This is a genomic window from Candidatus Nitrospira salsa (genome assembly GCF_965152625.1).
Genome location: NZ_CBCUCO010000002.1, coordinates 1,869,276 through 1,889,968 on the forward strand (window position 1 = coordinate 1,869,276; position 20,693 = coordinate 1,889,968).

Annotated in this window: 16 protein-coding genes; all 16 read right to left on the reverse strand. The window is 46.1% G+C overall.

What is annotated here, in order from left to right:
- Positions 1–186 precede the first annotated feature (186 nt).
- Positions 187–1,305: a bifunctional UDP-4-keto-pentose/UDP-xylose synthase gene (locus ACWQXP_RS10420; protein WP_454062754.1), complete on the reverse strand. Its 1,119-nt coding sequence runs from the start codon at positions 1,303–1,305 to the stop codon at positions 187–189.
- Between the two features lie 14 nt (positions 1,306–1,319).
- The gene (locus tag ACWQXP_RS10425) at positions 1,320–1,457 is read right to left on the reverse strand and encodes a hypothetical protein (protein ID WP_454062755.1); all 138 of its coding nucleotides are present in this window, start codon (positions 1,455–1,457) and stop codon (positions 1,320–1,322) included.
- Positions 1,458–2,112: 655 nt separating this feature from the next.
- Positions 2,113–3,198 (reverse strand): hypothetical protein, encoded by a 1,086-nt coding sequence (locus ACWQXP_RS10430; protein ID WP_454062756.1) that lies wholly within the window; start codon positions 3,196–3,198, stop codon positions 2,113–2,115.
- A gap of 5 nt (positions 3,199–3,203) precedes the next feature.
- Positions 3,204–3,776 (reverse strand): hypothetical protein, encoded by a 573-nt coding sequence (locus ACWQXP_RS10435; RefSeq protein WP_454062757.1) that lies wholly within the window; start codon positions 3,774–3,776, stop codon positions 3,204–3,206.
- Positions 3,777–3,784: 8 nt separating this feature from the next.
- Complete coding sequence (locus ACWQXP_RS10440) at positions 3,785–5,632, reverse strand: carbamoyltransferase family protein (RefSeq protein WP_454062758.1); 1,848 nt, start codon at positions 5,630–5,632, stop codon at positions 3,785–3,787.
- Positions 5,633–5,676: 44 nt separating this feature from the next.
- Positions 5,677–7,314, reverse strand: coding sequence for a GMC oxidoreductase (locus tag ACWQXP_RS10445; RefSeq protein ID WP_454062759.1), 1,638 nt, complete (start codon positions 7,312–7,314; stop codon positions 5,677–5,679).
- Between the two features lie 110 nt (positions 7,315–7,424).
- Positions 7,425–8,663 (reverse strand): hypothetical protein, encoded by a 1,239-nt coding sequence (locus ACWQXP_RS10450; RefSeq protein WP_454062760.1) that lies wholly within the window; start codon positions 8,661–8,663, stop codon positions 7,425–7,427.
- Positions 8,664–8,717: 54 nt separating this feature from the next.
- Entirely contained in the window at positions 8,718–10,025 is a 1,308-nt protein-coding gene (locus ACWQXP_RS10455; RefSeq protein ID WP_454062761.1) for an ABC transporter ATP-binding protein, read from the reverse strand.
- 67 nt (positions 10,026–10,092) lie between these two features.
- Positions 10,093–10,965: a glycosyltransferase gene (locus ACWQXP_RS10460; protein WP_454062762.1), complete on the reverse strand. Its 873-nt coding sequence runs from the start codon at positions 10,963–10,965 to the stop codon at positions 10,093–10,095.
- 43 nt (positions 10,966–11,008) lie between these two features.
- The gene (locus ACWQXP_RS10465; RefSeq protein WP_454062763.1) at positions 11,009–12,049 is read right to left on the reverse strand and encodes a polysaccharide deacetylase family protein; all 1,041 of its coding nucleotides are present in this window, start codon (positions 12,047–12,049) and stop codon (positions 11,009–11,011) included.
- On the reverse strand, positions 12,046–13,839 hold the full coding sequence (locus ACWQXP_RS10470) for a glycosyltransferase (RefSeq protein WP_454062764.1): 1,794 nt from the start codon (positions 13,837–13,839) through the stop codon (positions 12,046–12,048). The genes ACWQXP_RS10465 and ACWQXP_RS10470 overlap by 4 nt, the downstream gene beginning before the upstream one ends.
- Before the next feature lie 36 nt (positions 13,840–13,875).
- Complete coding sequence (locus tag ACWQXP_RS10475) at positions 13,876–15,117, reverse strand: glycosyltransferase family 4 protein (RefSeq protein WP_454062765.1); 1,242 nt, start codon at positions 15,115–15,117, stop codon at positions 13,876–13,878.
- Positions 15,118–15,274: 157 nt separating this feature from the next.
- The gene (locus tag ACWQXP_RS10480; protein ID WP_454062766.1) at positions 15,275–16,324 is read right to left on the reverse strand and encodes a glycosyltransferase family 2 protein; all 1,050 of its coding nucleotides are present in this window, start codon (positions 16,322–16,324) and stop codon (positions 15,275–15,277) included.
- Between the two features lie 131 nt (positions 16,325–16,455).
- On the reverse strand, positions 16,456–17,637 hold the full coding sequence (locus tag ACWQXP_RS10485) for a GNAT family N-acetyltransferase (RefSeq protein ID WP_454062767.1): 1,182 nt from the start codon (positions 17,635–17,637) through the stop codon (positions 16,456–16,458).
- A gap of 793 nt (positions 17,638–18,430) precedes the next feature.
- The gene (locus tag ACWQXP_RS10490) at positions 18,431–19,228 is read right to left on the reverse strand and encodes a hypothetical protein (protein WP_454062768.1); all 798 of its coding nucleotides are present in this window, start codon (positions 19,226–19,228) and stop codon (positions 18,431–18,433) included.
- 121 nt (positions 19,229–19,349) lie between these two features.
- Positions 19,350–20,693, reverse strand: coding sequence for a class I SAM-dependent methyltransferase (locus tag ACWQXP_RS10495; protein WP_454062769.1), 1,344 nt, complete (start codon positions 20,691–20,693; stop codon positions 19,350–19,352).

The following is a 20,693-nucleotide window of genomic DNA, read 5'->3' on the forward strand; positions in this document are numbered from 1 at the left end:
GCTCAAGTCGAACGGAACTTTGTAATCTATATGTATTCCATAACACCCATTTCTTGTAACTCCAGCGACTAGACACTTTTGCTCGTTGAGTCGACAAACCAACGTAAGATGAGCAGAAAAGAGTTAGTGGCATGGCTCAAATGGCACTACGGATCACCTCAGAAAGTTAAAGATCGCTGATTCTCCTTATTCACTCGTTAAGGCCTTTTGAAATATGTCATGCTTCCACAACTGATCCTCATAGAGGTCCCGATATTCATGGACATAGTAGCTCATTGTGGTTTTTACCGTATTGACAGTATCCCATTTAGGTTCCCAACCTAAAAGAGTTTGGGCTTTCGTGATGTCAGGAATTCTCCTATCTGAATCTTCATATCCCTTCCCATAGAATTCTTCAGGAGACACATCCACAATTTCTGGCAGAGGAATACCATCTTGCCGAAATTCCTGGGAGTAAATATCTCTCATCGTATTAGCTAAATCTCGGATAGAAATTTCATTTTCAGGCGATCCGACATTAAAAATTTCTCTATCACAAACTCCATTGGGATTCATAACAATACGATAAATGGCCTCAATGGCATCGTCGATATAGGTGTAACATCGACGATGATGCCCCCCTCCAACTAATTTCATTTGTGTTCCATTTAAAAGAGCATCCATAAAAAAAGAAAAGACTCGAGGGACACCATCAGTCTCATTTAGAAGGTAGTCAATACGAGGACCTATAAAATTAAAGGGTCGAATGATGGTGTAGTTAAATTCATGTTCTATGCCATAAGCGTGAAGAACCCGCTCAAGCAATTGTTTGGCACAGGCGTAAATCCACCGATGCTTATTGACTGGGCCTAGTATGAAATTCGTCGTATCTTCCCCAAATTTTGCGTAAGAAGGATTGTCGGGATCAAGAATATGACCATTAAGAATACTGGTCGGGGTTTTCCCATAAACCTCACATGTGGAAAATTGAATCAACCGTTTGTTAAATTTTTGGCAAATTTGTGCTATTTTGAGATTTTCGGTAAAATTTAAGCGAAACACTTCGAGAGGTATCTTGACATACAATCCAGGATTGGCATAAGCAATCAAGTCAATGATCAGGTCAGACTCCTGAACTAGTTCCGAAAGCCCCCAGGTTTCCTCCCGTATATCCTGTTTGATCACCGTTAACTGTTTATGTCCAATCCATTCCTTAATCTTGTCATCATAATAGTCAACAGCAACAACATTATGGCCTTCAGACAACAGTCGACCCGTCAGATGTGAACCGATAAAACCTGCAGCGCCAAGACATAAGATATTCATAAGATTCGTTCTCCTTAATCTAAAATTGTGAAAAATTTGTGTAAGCTCTCTGAATAAAAGTCACCAGCAACGACGCTAGGGTCTTTAGACAACAGTCGACTCGTCAGATGTGCACCGATAAAACCTGCAGCGCCAAGACATAAGTTATTCATAAGATTCGTCCTCCTTAATCTAAAATTGTGAAAACGTTGCGTAAGCTTTCTGGAAAGATAAAAATTCTGCAAAGAAAACTTTCTGGCAAAACATCCTATCCGGGAGGTTTTCATGTAACCATCGAATTTGACGGAAACACAGATCAGGGTCATCATCAAGGAAGCCTATGCGGTAACGGCAGGCCAAGCAGAGTTTGGTGAAACACGGGATCAACTCGGCCACCTACTACGAACGACTTGTGGATTGGGCTGTCAGAAATGCGACGGCCATGAAGGTTGCCAAAAAATCTGGATCACTAAGGTCATCATTATGAAACAGCATGAAATAAGATCTTCAGGCTCGTTGAATGCAAAAATTTCAATTATGCCTGGTTCCAATATTGGCACGATGCCTAAAACAATTTGATTCGATTGTCTGGGGGTTTTTTAACAATGTGTCCGGTATGGAAGGTAGATCCCTTATCTGAAATGACAATTTCAAGATGAAGATAAGTTTAGCTGCCTACGCTTTAAGGAACTAACGGCAAATACCATCTGCGCGACGATGGGTCAGAATCGCGATGGTCACCAGCGAGTACTTTATGAGTCATGGGATACTCACACGAGCATAGGAAAGGTAATGAAGATTTCCAGCTTCACTGTTATTAGCAGAGAATCATTTTGATGGATGTTCCGGGATATGATTGACGAGTAAAGTGTTTGATGCGTACGCTGCGTAAAGGTCGCCAAGCATGCTTGAGATTTGGCGATGTCCTTGCTTGGCCCAGTGCCAGTCATATTGCTTGTAATCATTCAATTGCAAATAACTCTTCGCTGAAAAAAACGGAATTGTTAACCGGTGACACATCTCGCTAAATTGTTGATCTGGGTAGTGAGGATCGAATCCGTATCCATTTGAGAGTTTTGAGGTGATACTCTTGACCCCACGTTCACTTAATTGCAATTTATTTGGTATGGCCACAATTGCCAACTGAGCTCCAACTTTCCCACACACATCGCGCCCTTCCTTTAATAAATACTCACAGGCAGAATACGTATGTTGCGAAAAAGGACTTGGCGTGCAAAGCTTCGCAAACGTCTCAGCATAGAGAGTCTTCAGAGTCGGATACGGCCACCTTTGATTGCTGACATGGCTCGTGACGATTTCCCAATTCATGTCCCCATTCAGAGATCGGACGAAGGGAGTTCGATAGACATGTTGGGGATGCTGAGAGTTTGGTTTTAAATTGTCATGAAGGTCATTTTCAAGACAAACAAACCACACGACTAATTTATTGGCTAACTCCGGGGAATATTTCTTCATGAGCAACAACTCTTGGACCATGTCATAGCCTGGGGCGCAAATAGCTTTAATCCGCAATTGAGGATTCAGGTTGAAATAGGCCTCTGACACGTCGACTCCATAAGCAAACGCATAGGAATCTCCAAAAACAACCAAATTGCTTTCTGAAAGGCTGGGTGTCCCCACCCACCCCTGAGAATCTGTCATGACATGACAGACATCATCACCGAGAGCTAAGTAATACGTATCTAAATGTGGTTTCACCTTCCACCCGATACTCGAATCAAATTGAATAATGGCATCCCAGGAAGAAGACTTTCGCTGGGCAACACTCGTCATCGCCTGAGTCATGAACGAGACCAACCAAAATGGAAGCGCGACAACGCCAAGAATGACAAGAACCGGCATACACAGAAATGCCAAGAGAACTGCCAAAATATTTCGGACTACCGTGAACATGACTTTTAATAAAGGGTGTAGACACTGCCTGAAACGACAGTCGCTTCCTGGTCCTTTCCGAATATTGAGATGAGAAGGAGAAAGGGTAACAACGCACCCATCCACCAGTTTCCTGATTCTAAAGTCCACCTCAAAAAATTCATTCCCCAAGATTGGTGTGTGGTATTGAGACGCGAGACACCATTACCATTCCCTATAGTCTGATCGCCGAGAGCCACTGATCCCTTAGCTTGCCAAAGAGAATGGGATTCCGGAAGCGATGCCAATCGTAAAGCTGAAGCTTGTCTCCCAACCGCCACTGAAATAATGGCGAAGCACACAGCGACAAGTAAGGTGATAGCTTGTTGGGAAAATACTCTCGATGATTTATTAAACACCCTATAGAGGAAGGACGTCATATCCGGCCAAACCAATCCTGGGAGGAACATAACCATGACGACCCACCCACTCACCAGAAGCCAGTCCAGGGCCATCGCCAGCTGACAGAATATTCCGATGGATAACCCGATCAACAGGCTTACGACGAACCAAAAACATTTTAATCTGACCGTCCCAGGTGGAAAGGGTAACTGAATCATGGTCTCTATCAATCCAAGAAGTTGTCCGTTCTATAGGTTTCAAGATTCGCCAATAAGCCTTGCGGTTGATCTGCTTTCATCAGCAGAAAATTTTCGATGACTAAACAATCCATATCCGTGGCCATGAAGCATTGATAGGCATCCTGTGGATTACACACTAGTGGCTCACCCCGTATATTGAAACTTGTATTCACAATCACCGGGCATCCGGTGACATCATAGAACTTTCGGAGCAACCGATAGAAACGACCATGCCGGTCTTCATCGACTGTTTGAACTCTGGCCGAGTAATCCACATGCGTCACTGCCGGAATGCGTGAACGGGGCACGGCCACTCGAACCCGCAAGTCGGGATCTTGCATGTTTCTCACGTCTTCCGGGGTCAGTGCGAGACGTTGAGTTTCGCGAACGGGTGCCACAAACAACATATACGGGCTGTCTTCATTCAGATCCATTTCAAAGAATGTGTGCACGTGCTCTCTCAAGACAGCTGGGGCAAACGGTCGAAAGGATTCACGAAATTTAATTTTGACATTCATCGTTTGTTGAATCTGAGGAGAGCGGGCATCACCAAGAATACTTCGACAACCAAGAGATCTGGGTCCGTATTCCATTTTTCCCTGAAACCAACCAATCACGAGTTCCTGATCAAGCAGACGTGCCACACGATCAAGGAGAAGGGATTCGTCAGGGATGTGTTCATATCGGGCACCAAGCGCATCAAGGCTGAGTCGAATCCGTTCCTCCCCAAAAGCTGGCCCAAGTAATGAGCCTTTTTGTCCATCTGGCATTGAAATATGCCTTGCTTGATCAAGTTCATGATGCCAGCCAAGCAAGGCTGCCCCGAGAGCTCCTCCTGCATCACCAGCAGCCGGTTGAATCCAAATATCCTTAAATGGACCTTCCCGTTTCAGCCTACCGTTGGACACGCAATTAAGCGCCACTCCACCTGCCATGACCAAATTTGGTGATTTAGTCAGAGAATGAGCATGGCAAGCTGCCCTAAGGACGATCTCTTCACAGATCGCCTGAATGGATGCAGCAAGGTCCATGTCTTTTTGAGTGATAGAACTTTCAGATGCTCTCGGTGGCCCTCCAAACAGCTGATGAAACTTTTCCGAGGTCATGGTCATCCCCTGGCAATAATTAAAGTAGGTCATATCCAGCCAGAGTGAACCATCATCACGAAGGCTCACGAGTTTCTGCAAAATCAGGTCGACGTATTTGGGCTCTCCGTAGGGGGCCAATCCCATTAATTTATATTCACCAGTGTTGACCTTAAACCCGGCATAATACGTGAATGCGGAATACAGCATCCCTAGAGAATGGGGAAAGCGCAATTCATGAGTCAATTGAATCTTGTTGCCTTTTCCAATTCCAATCGAACTCGTTGCCCATTCCCCCACGGCGTCGAGGGTCAGAATCGCAGCCTCGTGAAAGGGAGAAGGGAAAAACGCACTGGCGGCATGCGATTCATGGTGCGAAGACAGGCAGCACTGACCTTTAAATTCATTACCTAACATCGAGGTCATCACTTCTGGAATTCGCAACCGTTGTTTTACCCATAAAGGTAGCGCGCGTTTAAATGAGGTAAACCCCTTCGGTGCGAATGCTGTATAGGTCTCCATCAGTCGATCAAATTTCACCATCGGCCTCTCATAAAACACGACGTAGTCAAGCTGAGAAGCGGTTATCTTTCCTTCTTCGAGACAACAGGCTAAAGCATGAGAAGGAAAATTCGGATCACCCTTGCGGCGGGTAAAGCGTTCCTCCTGGGCCGCGGCCACAATTTCTCCATTACGGATCAATGCCGCAGCGGAGTCGTGAAAAAAGGCCGAAATTCCTAATATATTCATTCGATAAATTATATAAGTGGTATCAGTGAGAGGGGAAACCCGAGCTAGGAATTCATAAGAGTCTTCACATGATCACCCAATCGAATAGCAAGAGCGACGATGGTGAGGGTGGGGTTCGCACAACCACTCGTGGGAAAGAGGGAAGGCCCAGAGATGAATAAATTGGAGATCTCGTGGACCTGAGCGTTTTCATTCACGACACCCATTTTGGAATCCACGTGCATCCGAGTCGTTCCCATATGGTGCCACCCACCATGAAGTTCCGGCGGTGGCGCCCCTGTCTGAAGATCGATTTGCAAACGACCGAGTCCAGCATGCCTCAGTTCTTCATCGATGATCTGTTGAGCACGTACAATCGTATGAACATCCGTGGGGCTCAATTGCCAATCCAACTTCACACGCGGTTGACCAAACGCGTCTCTTTCATCACTAAGCGACACTCGACTCTGGCTATTCGGGACTTGTTCACTCATATGATTCAGCCGAAAAACCTGAAATTTTCTCGATCCGAGCAAAGCATGAAAACTTCTCATGAATTTTCTATAGAGACCTATCGACATATCATTGAGAACCGGGAATAACGTACTTAAATGCCTACTGAAATCGGGGATATCACCACGACATACGGATGAGCATACCTGATGCACATGATCAAGGCTTTTTGTGGCATTGGCACGGATGCTCGGTGTAGGGACAATAGGGCTTGGATGGAGGGCTACACAATAATTCAATAATTTTTCTGATCGTAGTACATCTTCGGAGAGGGCCAAGGCTCCCATCACAGCCGTGTTACGAACGGTATGCAATCGATATAAACCCGTGGTGTGAAACACATGAGGATCAAGAGGGAAATAGTACCCAGACCATAGATGGGGGTGTTCCATAAAAAATCGACCAACCAGATCATTCTGATTACCAAGTCCATCGCGATGGGTCCGATTAGAAAGCAAGAGCAATCGTGGCGTCTCAATCCCTCCAAGTGCCAAAACAAATATTTTGGAAGAAACCCAAAAAGATTTCTTCCCTAATACCCTAACTCGAAGAGAACTGACACGTTGCGTCTCATCATTGGTTTCGATGTTTTCAACAATCGAGTGCAGATACGTGGTGATATTTTCCGAACGCTGTATTTTTTCACGATAATGATTGATAAACACATCACGAGGAACACATTGGAACATGGTGGTTCTGATGCGACTGTTGAGAAAGGGTAGACGAGGAGTGCGCTGGGGATCTTCCCAATCATCGGCCTCATAGGTGTAAGGACCAATCTGACACGTAACTTGGGCACGACTATAATAGGAATCAAGATGAGTCTTGGGGAAAGGCCATCCACTATAGGGAATCCAGTCACGTTTCTCAAAGTCGACTGTATCGAGCGGTCGGAGTCTGGCGCCAATCCGATTTTCACCTAACTCAAGAAGCCAGCGGTGGCTGGAACCTCCAAAACAACGGGCTCGCGTGGTTTCGAGTGGATAATAAGGATGCCCGACACTTTTCCCACAGGCCAACGACTGCGTCTCATAATCCTGTTGAAAACCACCGCTCTCTAATACGCACACGCGAAAGGGCTCATTTCTGAACTCGTGGGCAAGAGAAATCCCCGCAACTCCGGCTCCGACAATACACACATCAGTCTTAATTGTGATTTTATCCTGTAGCGAAAGGGCATCGATGATCATGAGGCTACCAGAGTCCTACGAGTTGAAGACCATACAGGCTCTGTTCACAATTGACGTAGTCTGCGTTGCTAGAGGTTTTTTCTGCCAAGGAAGTAATGGTTTGGAAGACCTTATGAAAAGAGGGCTCTTTTAGCCTGGAGAAACCGTCCTTTCGTATACTTTTTGTCTAGCTCTCTGACTTTTACTCGCCAAGGGTCCGTCAGTTGAAATTTATGGTATTCAGCCATTTTTTCCTCAATTACACGGACGTAATCATGACAACATTTTTCCGCTAGAGGGAGCAACAATTCTCCATAAAAGGGAAACGTAGTTTTGTTCATGTTTATTGCAATCCTGAGTAGTTCTGCAGAAACCTCCTGATGGGGGAATGCATGGGTTTGATTGAGACCACCGCATGCCAACAGTGCCAGCATCGTTCTCACACATTTTTCGCACTTTCCACAGTTCAACATTCCTGATTGGTATCGATGATATTGGTTACATACCCTGAGATGCTTCAGGGCGATATCCCAACCAGCAACTAACTTGGTTTTAGCAAATCGTGATAGACTAATACCTTGATGACAAATCCGCATGTCCCTACTGCTATAGTTTGGGTCTAACAAAGGATGCGAACCATGAGGATGAAGGTTGGGGATATCAAAAGTCGAAGCGATGAATACCATAGAAAGTCGGTTTATGAATGCATGCGCAACGGCCGATAAAGCGGCACCTTCAAATTCATCTACCCAGCACTTAAATTTATTTTTTTTATCCTCACACCTATATTCCGTGTACAGATTTGTGTAGACAGGAATCAAGGTTATGTTAGCTTTTTTTGCGGCAGCTGAAAGCGAATTGACAACGTGGGAAAAAGCGTCAGAAGCATCGAGTTCAAGTCCATAGACAAGCAAGGCATCCTTAATGGATCCGGGATGCTCCAATGGGTAGCCCAGAAGATTAGAACGCAGTGTAGCAAATGAGTCTATCCCCCCAGTAAAAAATAAACCCGCTCTTTTGGGAGTACATGGGGCAGGCCACGTAGATGCCGATTTTGCATCAATACTGACAAGTTTGTAGTCTGGTGGGTAATACCAGTGACGAAGACAACTCATGGCAACTGTCAGACCATCTCGTAATTCCGGACAGATCTTGCCTTCTATTGCAACTCGTTTTTCTCCATAATGCATAGCGGGAATCAGACATGCGATGAGAAAGGCGTGAGGGTTGCAAGATAGGTCTGAAGCAAATTCAGCAGGAGTTTCAAAATACAATTCATATGATGATCGGCCGCAGTCCTCCCAAATCACCTGGGCAGCTATTCGTGCTCTTCTGTCAATGGTTTCTGACCGTAAATTTTCAATTCTCATTTATGCGTTATCCTTGTTGACAAAAGGGGGCATAAGATACTTGGGAATTCCCTTTCATTCTCCTCCGTTCCGGCTGTACCTTGTACTCCATTCAAGGAAAGGCCTGACGACTCCTGACATCCGTCCCGTATAGTCGCCGCGCGCCGAATCACCCTCAAAACTGTCCATGACTTGAAAGGTAACTGCGCTTTCTTCATGAAACTGAAGCAGGAAAGGATTAAGGGTGTTCAGATTGACGTTGACAAACATGATGCCATCCGCCAGGAAATTTCCAGGAATCCTCACGGTGCTGATGTATTTTCCAATCGGACGACCACGACCCCTCCAGGTTGGGTCGAGATCCTGAGATCCAAAGGCACATATTCCCTCTTCAATCCATAAGTAAACATTGGGTAAAAGCTCGAATCCGGACTGAAGAACTTCATACTCCACCTTAATCTTGACCGGCCTTCTGATATCTACACTATCAGCAATTTGATCGTCCTCAGTGAGGACTCGCACGGCACGTAAACGCGCGATTCGTCCTCCTGGTGCATCTGTTGGATCTTTCCACTCACGTGTGGCTTTTGTCCCAACATCCGAGCTGAGGTACGCACTCACGACTTCCCGAGGGTCTCCATCCTTTGTGAGTTGACCTTTCTCCAAGAGAATCGCTCGGCTACACAAGCTCGTAATCGCTGCCATATTGTGAGAAACAAAAAAAATAGTCCGACCATGCTTGCCAACGTCTTGCATTTTACTGACACACTTCTTTTGAAAACGCCTGTCACCAACGGCCAATACTTCGTCTACCAGTAAAATCTCCGGCTCAAGATGGGCAGCTACCGCAAAGGCAAGACGGACATTCATCCCACTTGAGTAATGCTTTACCGGTGTATCGATAAATGCCTCAACCTCAGCAAAATCGACAATCTCGTCAAACTTACGGTCAATCTCTCTCTTCCTCATCCCTAAGATTCCACCATTTAAATAGATATTCTCACGACCGGTGAGTTCAGGATGAAAGCCTGTTCCAACCTCTAAGAGTGACCCCACTCTGCCATAAATCTCGGCATAACCCCGTGTCGGGTCGGTAATACGAGTAAGGATTTTGAGTAAGGTGCTTTTGCCGGCCCCATTCGGGCCAATCAAACCTACCACTTCCCCCGGCTCCACCTGAAAAGAAACGTCCCTCAATGCCCAAAATTCTTTGTAGAGATCAGCCGCTCCTGTGGCTTGCCCACGTACCAGGTTTCTTACTCTCCGAAATGGTGAAACGATTGCTTCAGTCACAACATCACGCAGGGCTCTATACCGCTCCTGCTTTCCGCTGATACAGAACTGTTTACTGAGATACGCAACTTTAATGGCAAGAGCACTCATGAGGTTGAGCGATACAACATCGACAAATATGGTTCTCGAAACATGAAATAGACTGGAAAACCGTAGGTCAGACAGGTGGGGTCCAATACTTGAGAGTGCCTCGTAATCGGCCTATTTGCCGACCATAGAATTGCATCCACTGAAATCGGGTAATGTTTTCACGAATCCCTGGGACGGCACACAGTAGCCCTTTCCATCCTCTCAAGTAATCTCGCCACCTCTGGAGCGTTGAGAGATCGCCCTTCGTCTCACGATATCGTTTGGAAAGGAGCACATTGTATTCCGCATAATCGCGCGACTGGCGATAGGAGCCTAGCAATGAGTCCCGAAACCGGACGTGAATCACCGCATCTGGAACAAAGTGAAGTTTGACGCCAGCCATTTGGAGTTTGAAACAGAAATCCGTATCGTGCAGGATCGGTAACGATTCATCAAACGTCCCAACTGATTCATACAGCTTTCTTTTGACCCCGATTGACCCACCTCCTGCATGAGAGAGGTATGGGGGATACCATACTCGTTGGAGTTTGTCGGCTTGAGGATTGCGCCGCCAATGTTGTGCCCAGGCAGAGTTGAGTCGTTGAGTCTCCCAGCGACATGCGACAAAATCATACTGGCTCAACGCCTCGCCGATCGCCCTGACCCAACCAGAGCCAGTTTCATCATCGGCATCGCAAAACGCCAAGGATTCACCTTTGGCTGCTCGGGCACCTTCATTCAATGCATAAGGCTGACCTCTCTTGGCAGATGCGTCAATCATAGACAAATTCGACATGCAATTTTGAAATTGTTGAATAATCTTCTGAGATTCATCCGTGGACCCGTTCTCAGCCACGATGATTTCCCAGGGCTCAGACCATTCTTGATTAGCGAGAGACGTCAGCTGTATCGCAATTGTCTGATCCGCGTTGTAGCAGGGAATAATCACACTCAATTTCATGCCGATTGCTCCAGTTCCTCGAGCCTCCGTTGAGAGTCACTCATCATTGGGTAAAGATTTTCGACAACCGCTTGGCAAACTCTTCTCCGTTCCAGTTACCAACAAAAGTCCGTGGGAGCAGACAAGGGTTTACGCCTGAGGTCACCGTGCGACCCCCTGTCGTACACGCAGCGTCAAAACCAACTTCGTTGGGTAGCTCAACAGCTGTTTTATTTACATCTCCATAGGGATAACAAAAAGTTGTCACCGGTCGGCCAAGGACTTTTTCCAAACTCCGTTTACTCTCTACCATTTCCTGCCGTTGTATTGTCATCGATTGAGCCGACAGAACCGGATGAGTCACGGTATGCGACCCAATTTCGACAAGACTCCCATTAGCTAACTTAGGAATTTCTTCAAGGGTCAGGGGTCGGTAGGTGGAACGTCCATTTCCAGAGACCCCCATATCTGAGCGGAGCCGTGCAAGCGCAGTTCGTCGCTCCTCATGGGCTAATGGGCGCAGAAGGCAATGAAGATCGGTATACGCTTTGTGGCGGGACGTCAATTTTCCATTTGAAAGAGTCCCCCACTCGCTCACGCCCATATTTCCTGTGATTACTGGACGATCTGCCCACTCAGCCAATTCCCAGGTATATCTCGAGCCTTGCAGTGTCAGCTCTAGAGACTTGGGGAGTTGCGGTGTCAGCAATACGATTCGTTCCAGTTCATCCCACCAAAACTCACGGTTCAACCCGACATACCCTGTCGTGACAAAGACAGTAGCCGGAATGTCAAAATGCTCCAACAGGGGTTTAGCATTCCATAGGTTATCTGCATATCCATCATCAAAAGTGAGAACGACCGCACGTTTTGGTAACTCACTCGTCTTCAATAATCTCACAAGATGCGGTAAGGTCAACACTCGATAATGCCTCCTGAGATGTTCTAAATGTTCAGAGAAATTTTGAGGACTCACACAGAGTTCCCATGGATCGAGTGAAGCTTCAAATATTCGATGGTACATGAGAATGACGGCCTGCGATCGAAACGGCGCCGTCATTCGCCGTACGTACCGCTTCACACGACCTAACCCGCGCACTCTCATGCCGGTGACTCCTGAGGTTTTCGAGCTCGTACCGTAACGGTCATCTCATAGTCCTTATCTCGGTAATCCAACTGCTCCTGACTTAATTCCTCCCGCACAAGTCCGTGCAGAAAGGCTGTCGTGGCCAACACATTTCCGTAAGCCTGGACCGTAATACCATGCTCGGGAAAGACCTCATTGAACAGCTGATGGGCTGCCCGAGTCGTAAAGCGCCAGAATTCGTCGTAGGAATTTTGGCCGGAGTGATCAATTTGTTGAATGCCTGGTAGGGTGGCCAACAACACTCCTCCCGGCTTCAAAACGCGATAACACGTCCGAATTGCTGCCACAATGTCATAGATAAACTGAAGAGTCTGGGTCAGAATGACACAATCGAAGGTTTCGGAAGGGATATGGTCAGCTCGGGCCAAATCACTGATAATCGTTGACTGAGGATTATCTTTTGTCACATGGAGCACATCGGATTGCGTGACTCGATCACCACCAAACTGATGCGTATAGGTATTCTCCTGAATTTCAAGAACATGCCCATGGATGTCCATCGCATGGCGCGTTAAAAAGAGTTCAATGTAGTAGCGATCGATACACTGGCCTTGCCCTAATCCAAAGTTTCGCCTGATGGGCACGAGGCCTCCTAACCGTCCCTTCCCCACCAATTGCCAACACTTATAACGATTCAACTGAGTTCGAAACCAGCGACGCGCCTCTACCGATAAGACAGCTTGAACACTTCGTTTTATAAGCCTCTGCACCTCTTTTGTTGGCTGTCTGGTGAATCGGAGTCCAAAGTTGAGAATCGGATGAGCGTGAGGCCATAACACTTGCTGAAGAATCTTGCCAACTTCTTTTTCTTTCTCATTATCCTTTTGTCTCCTTGTCACATAGGCCGCCAACCATTTCAGGAAGATGAGACGCGCTTCTCCCATTTGCCCTAATCTGAGTACTTTTTCACAACTCCGTTCGGAATGTTGACGATATCGACTTCGCCATTCGGTCTCGACAAACACGGGAGTTTCAAGACAGACCTTTGAGAGCCATACGGCATCCTCGTACATGTCTCGGAAATCCTCCTCAAAATTACCCACTTTTTGGAATACACTGTGCCGCAACAAAGTCGCACAATGGCCAGGTATGGCTTCTTCGTTCTCTATCCAGATAGGTATGAGTCCTGGAGGGTGAACAAGCCTATTTGATGCCACATGCAGGTTTTGTATCCAATCAGTGTGCTCACCATCATCTCTCCAGCTATACCAAGACTGCCAGGGACCAAAAACCAAAGCAGCCTCTGGATATTTCTCTAATATTTTGACCTGGCTCTCAAGCTTATGCGGCAACCACACATCATCCGCATCCAGAAACGCTATATATTCCCCTTTTGCATGACAGACGCCGAGATTGCGGGACGCACTCATACCGCGATTTTCATGGCCAGGATGTTCGAAATACCGAATTTTTTCAGGAAATCGTTCAACATAGTGCTCAGCAATTTCAGTACTGGCATCAGTCGAACCATCATCCACCAATACAATTTCCCAGTGGCTGTATGTCTGATCGATCACACTCTCAATGGCTTCCTGAATGAACTTTTCCTCATTCAGAAAGATAATGATACTGGAAACGAGAGCCCGCACCACAATGCATTCTTGCTCAGTCCCATTCAATTCATTCGAGCTGACTTCCTGGGTTAACGGTGGCGTCGTGTTATTCACTATCTCACGCGTATCGTCTCGACCTAAATTAACTGACGTCCGCTCGACATAGTCTGTCGTAAGAGGAGTTCGCCTATCCATAACACGTTCAAAAGACTCGCTACAGGTGGTTGTGTCTCATGCTTTTCCCTGATTCCACAATTGAAACCCACATAATCGCGTGACTTTTTTTGCTCGAAAACTATCAATTGCGTGTTGATAGACCGCTTCACGTTGTTCTAGTATTTTTTGCGGAGAGAGAAAATTTCGAACGGCTCGCTGAGCATTCGCTCCGATTTCTGCGGCATATTCGGCATCCCGAAGATAAGGCAATAGCGCTTCGGCTAAGGCATCAGCATCACCAGGAGGAACGATACTTCCCGCCTTTTCGGTTTTTATGAAGTCCGCGATCCCTGTTGTCGCAGTCACGACGACTGGCCGCCCTCCTGCCATGGCCTCTAAGGCTGCGATGGGGAAATTTTCAAACCAAGAAGGCATCGCCAACACTCGACATGAAGAAATTAGGTGGATCACTTCCTGATGGGGAACATATCCAACAAATTGACAGCCATTGAGATCGGAGGCCGTTTTTTTTATCCAGTCTACATACGGAAGACCTTCTCGAGTACCAAGGCTGACTCCCGCAAAGACGACATGAGCCTCAGGATATTTTTTCCGAACGATGCCGATGGCTTCGACTAATACTTCTGGAGCCTTATTCTTTCCCAACCATGAGAGGAACAGCACCGTCGGTGGTGAATCACGAATCGAACGTGTAGGACTCCAGTCCGGCCAATGAAGAAACTGAGAAATAATTTGAGGATTCTTCCCTTGAAACCAATTCAGCTCTGTCATCCGTTTCACGAGAAGTCTTGAAGGAGAAGTCACAACCTCAGCCCGCCGTATTGCGATCCGTTCAAAGAAGGATGTCCAACGGAAGTCACGGGGATTTTCTTCGATTTCTTCTGTGGACAACCAAATGGGAATGGGTAGGTGGAGATGGGCGACGAGTGGCGAATGATGTCTCAAGGCAAACATCCACCCTTCGGCTCCAAGGTCTGGATATTCAATCACATCGAATTCAATTCCCAACCGCCGACACTCAATAAAGTTAGAGATTCCCGCACGAACCGCTTCACATGTCATAGGCATTTTTAATATTTTTTTCAGTTGTCGCAAGCCTGGAATGCTCACGACGCCCCGTCGATGAACTGCCACACCACGCTCAAAGTAATCTCGGTGAGATTGCTTCCCCATACACGATAATACATGGACTTCATGCCCACGAGATGCCAGCATGGGAGCTATCGAGGCCACGTAGGAGGCAACCCCCCCACATCCTTCTTCTAATGGGGGATATTCCTCTGTAATAAAAAGCATTCTCAATGTTTCAAAGAACCTGTAGAGACGTCAACAGGTTGGGGAAGAAGCCCGTATATGAAGGGCGATCAATGCCGGAGTGAAGGAGGAATTCGAAGTAAACGTGTTCCTTTTAAACGGGAATAGGTGAAGACCTTGTACGGTCACCAACTAAAAATTACTCTGACTTCAAAGCTTCTGAGGTTTTCCTATAATGCCATTGTGTTTTTAACCAATGGTAAGCCCAAACGGGTAAGAATTTTCGAGCGAGCCCGGCCAACAATGTGTTCCATTGCCTTTTGGCATGTAGAATGAATTGAACAAAACGGTGAAGGGTTGGCCGACGATAAGGAAAGAGTTGCATTTGAAGACTTTCCCAAATCGTTTTTTCGTGGATATTCTTCTTTCTGAGATAGTCCTCTAGCCACTGGTAAAATTTCAGTTTAGCCTCACGATCTTTTCCAGACTTTTCCATGAGGGCACAGCTAGACCCTTCATGTTGTCGATACTTACTTAAGCATTCTCCCCCTACGTAGACGGGGGCTTCCAAATGGACTTTGATCAGAAGAACCAGATCTTCGTAATAGTCCCGGAACGAATCATCAAATCCACCAGCATGAAGAATAACCCTTCGACGCCACAAGGAACCACAATGCCCTGGTATAGCAGAATCCCCTTTCAACCAAAGGGGCACCAATTGGGCCGGCTGAATGACGCTATTGGGTTCGACGCCAAGATTCTGGACAAGATCTGGAGCATGATCATTCTCGACACAACTCAGCCACTCCTGCCACGGGCTAAACGCCGCTGCGACTTCCTGATGAGTTTCTAATATTTCTAGTTGCCGCTCCAGTTTATGCGAGAGCCAAATATCATCCGCATCCAGAAAAGCGATATAATCGCCTATGGAATGATGAACGCCGAGATTTCGTGATGCACTCATGCCTCGATTTTGGTGGTCCTGGTGCTCTACATAGCGCACTTTATTGGGATAATGTGCAACATACCTCTGAGCAATATCTGTGCTGTAGTCGGTTGAGCCGTCGTCCACTAAAATAAGTTCCCAGTTCTTATAGGTCTGACAGAACACGCTCTCAACCGCCTCCTCAATAAATTTCTCTGCATTCAGAAAAATAATGACGCTCGAGACCAGAAGCCTATTGGACTCCCTCGCTTCTTGAACCGAGGCTTTTCGATTTTGGCGAATATCCCTGACGCTCGTATGCATAGCGATTCTCACCGTTTCACACTTTTAGTTGTCCTGACTTCAATTAGACACACCTTCCAATCAGCTCCAGGCATTACAGGAAATACTATCTTGATACATTCCCCACCACATTCATCCGTTGATGACTTTGTCTAAAAATCATCTGAATAAATCATGCGCAGATCCCAATTATCCAGGTCTAATAGACGACGTTCGCCAAAACGCCACTCACCGTTCAATATATCTTGACGGATAGGTTTCGCCAAAATAGAGGGGAGACGAACATCACGGGTTACACTTCCTACGCTATCCAAAAAGTAGAACCCCATACTTTGTAAAAGATCATGGGTTTCATCCGCTAACGTTGCAGACCAAATCGTCAAATGATCAAAATTTCCAAAATGAATAGCTGCTTGCAGCAAGTCTTTGAGGACTTCAGATTGCTTCGCTTCCCAATCCACGATATTCGCCCACCCTCTGCCATTGGTTGGATAAACTTGAGCTTGCAAGGCCAAATACCCTTCCAAACCACCATCATCCCAAAATAAGAACCGGTACTGTGATAGTGGATTCTTAAAGCGCCAGGTGAAGTATTCTTCATCTCTTACGTGCTGCAATCGTTCCTTAGCGTCGATGGCTTGAACTAACTCTGCCATCTCAGCAGAGCGCGGTGATTTTCCGATTGACACATGGGAGTCTATTTTTCGAGCCTGGAGAGTTCCCTTCGCATCAAGGGTATCAAACGAATGACGTGCTTTAGACGAACGGGCAAAGGATAGTATCTCGGTATATCTCTTCAACCGGCGGAATGTTGAATTGATCAAAGATAATTTTTTGGTCACTCCCCCAATCCGTTTGAATCCGGCTTCAGGAGTTACCTGCCAATGCGCCGTTTGAATATAGCCGATCCGACGCCAACCACTTAACAACATACCAAGACCGAAATCCTCTTCGCCCGCGCCAAAGTCAAAGACGTAGGAATATTCAGTATTCGACAGATCATTCAGAGCAAAGGACATTAATTTTCCAGCAAGGCCCTTTTGACGATGGTCCGGGTGGATCACAAAATCAGCGAAATATAAAGCAGACCACAATCCGCACGACTTACCAATCTTCCATTTTGAACCGCACGCCCCCAACATACCCACCATTTGATCACCGCTGAAGGCAGAATAGATGAACGTAGCGTCTAGGTAAGGATTGTTGTCGTATTTCCATTCTAAACAGGCTGCATTCAAATCTTGGTCGTTACTCCACAAGTGTTTTTGCAGTTCTATAATCTGCCTTCTGAATTCAGGCCGATATGTGGACAGCTCATATTGATAGAATTCCATCTCGACTTATTCTAATTTATAAAGGACACGGTTTTAACCTTTGTCTCCGAACGAACATCTAAACCGAGACATCTCTGAACAAACCAAATCACATTACATTAAGAGAAATCAGAAAGTTCACAAAACCCAAACATCACTGATGACCGCCCCCAGCGCACCAACTCCGGCCTTTCCATGGGTATCCAAGTCGGAATAGAAAACGTAAACGGTACCTGAAACACGACGAGTAAATTTCGTATCTCGCCTCATGTTTAAGAGATATAGAGACCTTGTCGTGCTTTAGGAAATACGAAATGCGCTTCATTTGAGATCTGGCTGACGAGCGACGCTTCCAGAAAGTCGATCCAGAAAAGCTACAATACCGACATCTTTCAACTGCCTCTTAGAGTGAAAATGACACCCACAATATTCAACGCTTACGTTTGGACATGGCACCTAGGCTCAGATTTTCATTCAAATCGAGACGAACAAACTCTGGATGAATCCGTGACCGTAGCTCTGTCCACCCTATTAACGTACATCTTTGTGAAACCACTTCGCTCTCAACAATCTTTTCATTCAAGAAAACCGTACCCGTCCATGGGTACTTCGCTGGCTCAATCGTATTATAATTTGAATCGTTCCCTGCTGGGGCTTCATTGATTACTCGAATCACCATACTTGGGCCACGCTAGAATTCCTTCTGTAAGTACTCAGCTGTGCTTTTCGGCCGCTTGCATGCAAAAATTTCGTATCGGCTCAATGTCGACACACAATCTTCCAATCGCAAAAAACTCTGGATGAACTTCCACGATTAACCGAAAGGTGAGGTTTGCCTGAAGCGTTGTTCGCAGTCAACATGTCCCATCTTCTTTTTCCATACAATCCCAAACTTTTTCTTACCAAACCAGATAAAAAGAAACCCCGAAATCCCAACCATCAATTCAATGACTTCGTCAAGAAAATTCACGAGATAATCTAGCTGCTTCTGAATAATATAGAAATCTTGAATGAGATCGATGGATGAGACAATAGTTATGAGGAGAAACCATGGTAAAAGAATCAATGGAGGTGTGATGTGTGGAACCCATGGTCTAGAAGACAGCCACGCTCCTACAAGCCCCCCAAGACCAAATATTAAGGGGAATATTTCAAGATGATGATTAAAAATTTCGAGATTATGGAGCGTCAATTCTTCCTGATTATTGATCTCGTTCCAATATGTAGGCGTCTCAAAACCAAAGAACCACTGTCCCCATGCCACTTCTTCCATTCCCAGAAAAATAAGCCCTGCCGAAAATGCTAAATAGAATCCCGAAACTAATATTGGCTCTCGATGCTCTCTGACTTGCTGAACCAGCACCAACCCTTGAATCCCCCCGACCATTGCGAATAGAAATGTGAGCAGTTCAACCGGTCCATTTTCTTCTAAGGTCCACAAAGCCGCCTCACGAGTTACAGGAAACGCTAGAAAGACACTGTAGAAGAGTAACAGGGCAAAGGGGAAGAGAATGATCACTTTTAATCTGGAGAGAGATATTTGATGGTTCCCCATGTCCGCAACAAGACAAGACTCAACAAAAGAAATCGTTTTACTTACACCGCTTGTCATTACCAAGCTCCTATGGTGGGAGAAATAATGACCGAAATTCCCAACACTTCGCCCAATTTGATTCAGACCAAAAACTCAAACGGTATTAGGAGCAGCAACGAATGCAAGGGTAGGTCAGAATTCACAGATCCTGAAGATTGGAGGTCCAGAGTCCCTGCGATCGCACACACGCAAACAGCGTCCGTCCAAAATTCTGGCTAAAACCTCCTACATTATCTGAATCAGTCCCGAGTGGTATCACATGAGTAAATGATGTATGTCGCTTAATAAAGCTGACAATAAAATCGTTGTTCCACTCACGAAGTGAGTCTCGAAACCATCTCTCATGCGCTTGGCCCGTCTCAAAAAAGAGGACCCGTTCAGTGATCCTGTCAACCTTTTTTAATATGTCGATAGCACTTCCGAAGTCAGACTTAGGGAGAAAGTCTTGCAAAATGCTTAGCAGCAAGACGACATCGTAGGTTCGTTCACACGAATTCAAGAATGTTTGTACGTCTCCCTTTACAAGTTGTTCAGACTGCAAGCCATAGGCAAGTTGTCCAATTTTTAGGGCTGCTGGATTCGGATCTACTCCAAACGCCTGGCATCCGATTTTTGCAAATTGATCGACAAACCACCCATACGAACAAAGCAAATCAAGAACAGACCATTCATGACTGGCTTGCTGATAAGTCTCGAGGAACGTCAACATCATCGAAAGTCGGTCATAGCATTGACGTACGATTGGCCAAGAATCATCAAATTCCACTCCTCCTATTGGCTGGTGAAGTTCAAAGAGTTCCCGTTCTCCCCAACTTCGTGAGACTTTTCCGACAAGAGATTGTATTGCAGTAGGCATGGGTGGGCAGAGAACAATTGCTTTCGCAGTTTTCTGAGTCAACACCCATTTCACCGCAAGCCTATGTAAACCATCATCAATCTGAACGGTATTGGTCGTCCAAGTTTTTCGAACGGCCGGTAAAGATCCACGTTCTGAATGCCCTTCTTCCGAAGGGTATTTGACCTCTAACAAATCCCCTTTCTTTATCCGTTCATAAAGTGTGACGAACGATTTAGCTTGGGCAAGGAGACCATCGATGGTTTTCTGACTAAAATAGCTTCCAACAATTCGAACACAGTCCTCTGCATTCTTAAAATATGTGGTCTGAACGAAATGCTTCTGTAGGAACAGGAACTGGCCCATTTCACGATATTGCTCTAAAAAATTCACATGGGGGGAATCTGCCAAAAGCATTGATGCTCTTCGGATATTCCCGGTCAGGTCCGCCCACGTTTCAGCATCGAATCCTGCTTCTCCTGGCACTAAGGCTCTGGACAGGTCAACCTCTTCAGCACGAAGCGTGTTGCGAAGCCTTGAACCTTGCTTTTTCCATTCTTGATAGACGCGCTGTAATTTCTTCTGTGCAAACCCATTGCCAGGCAGCACTTCAACGTCTCGGCTCAGCTTGAAATCTCTAGACATCAT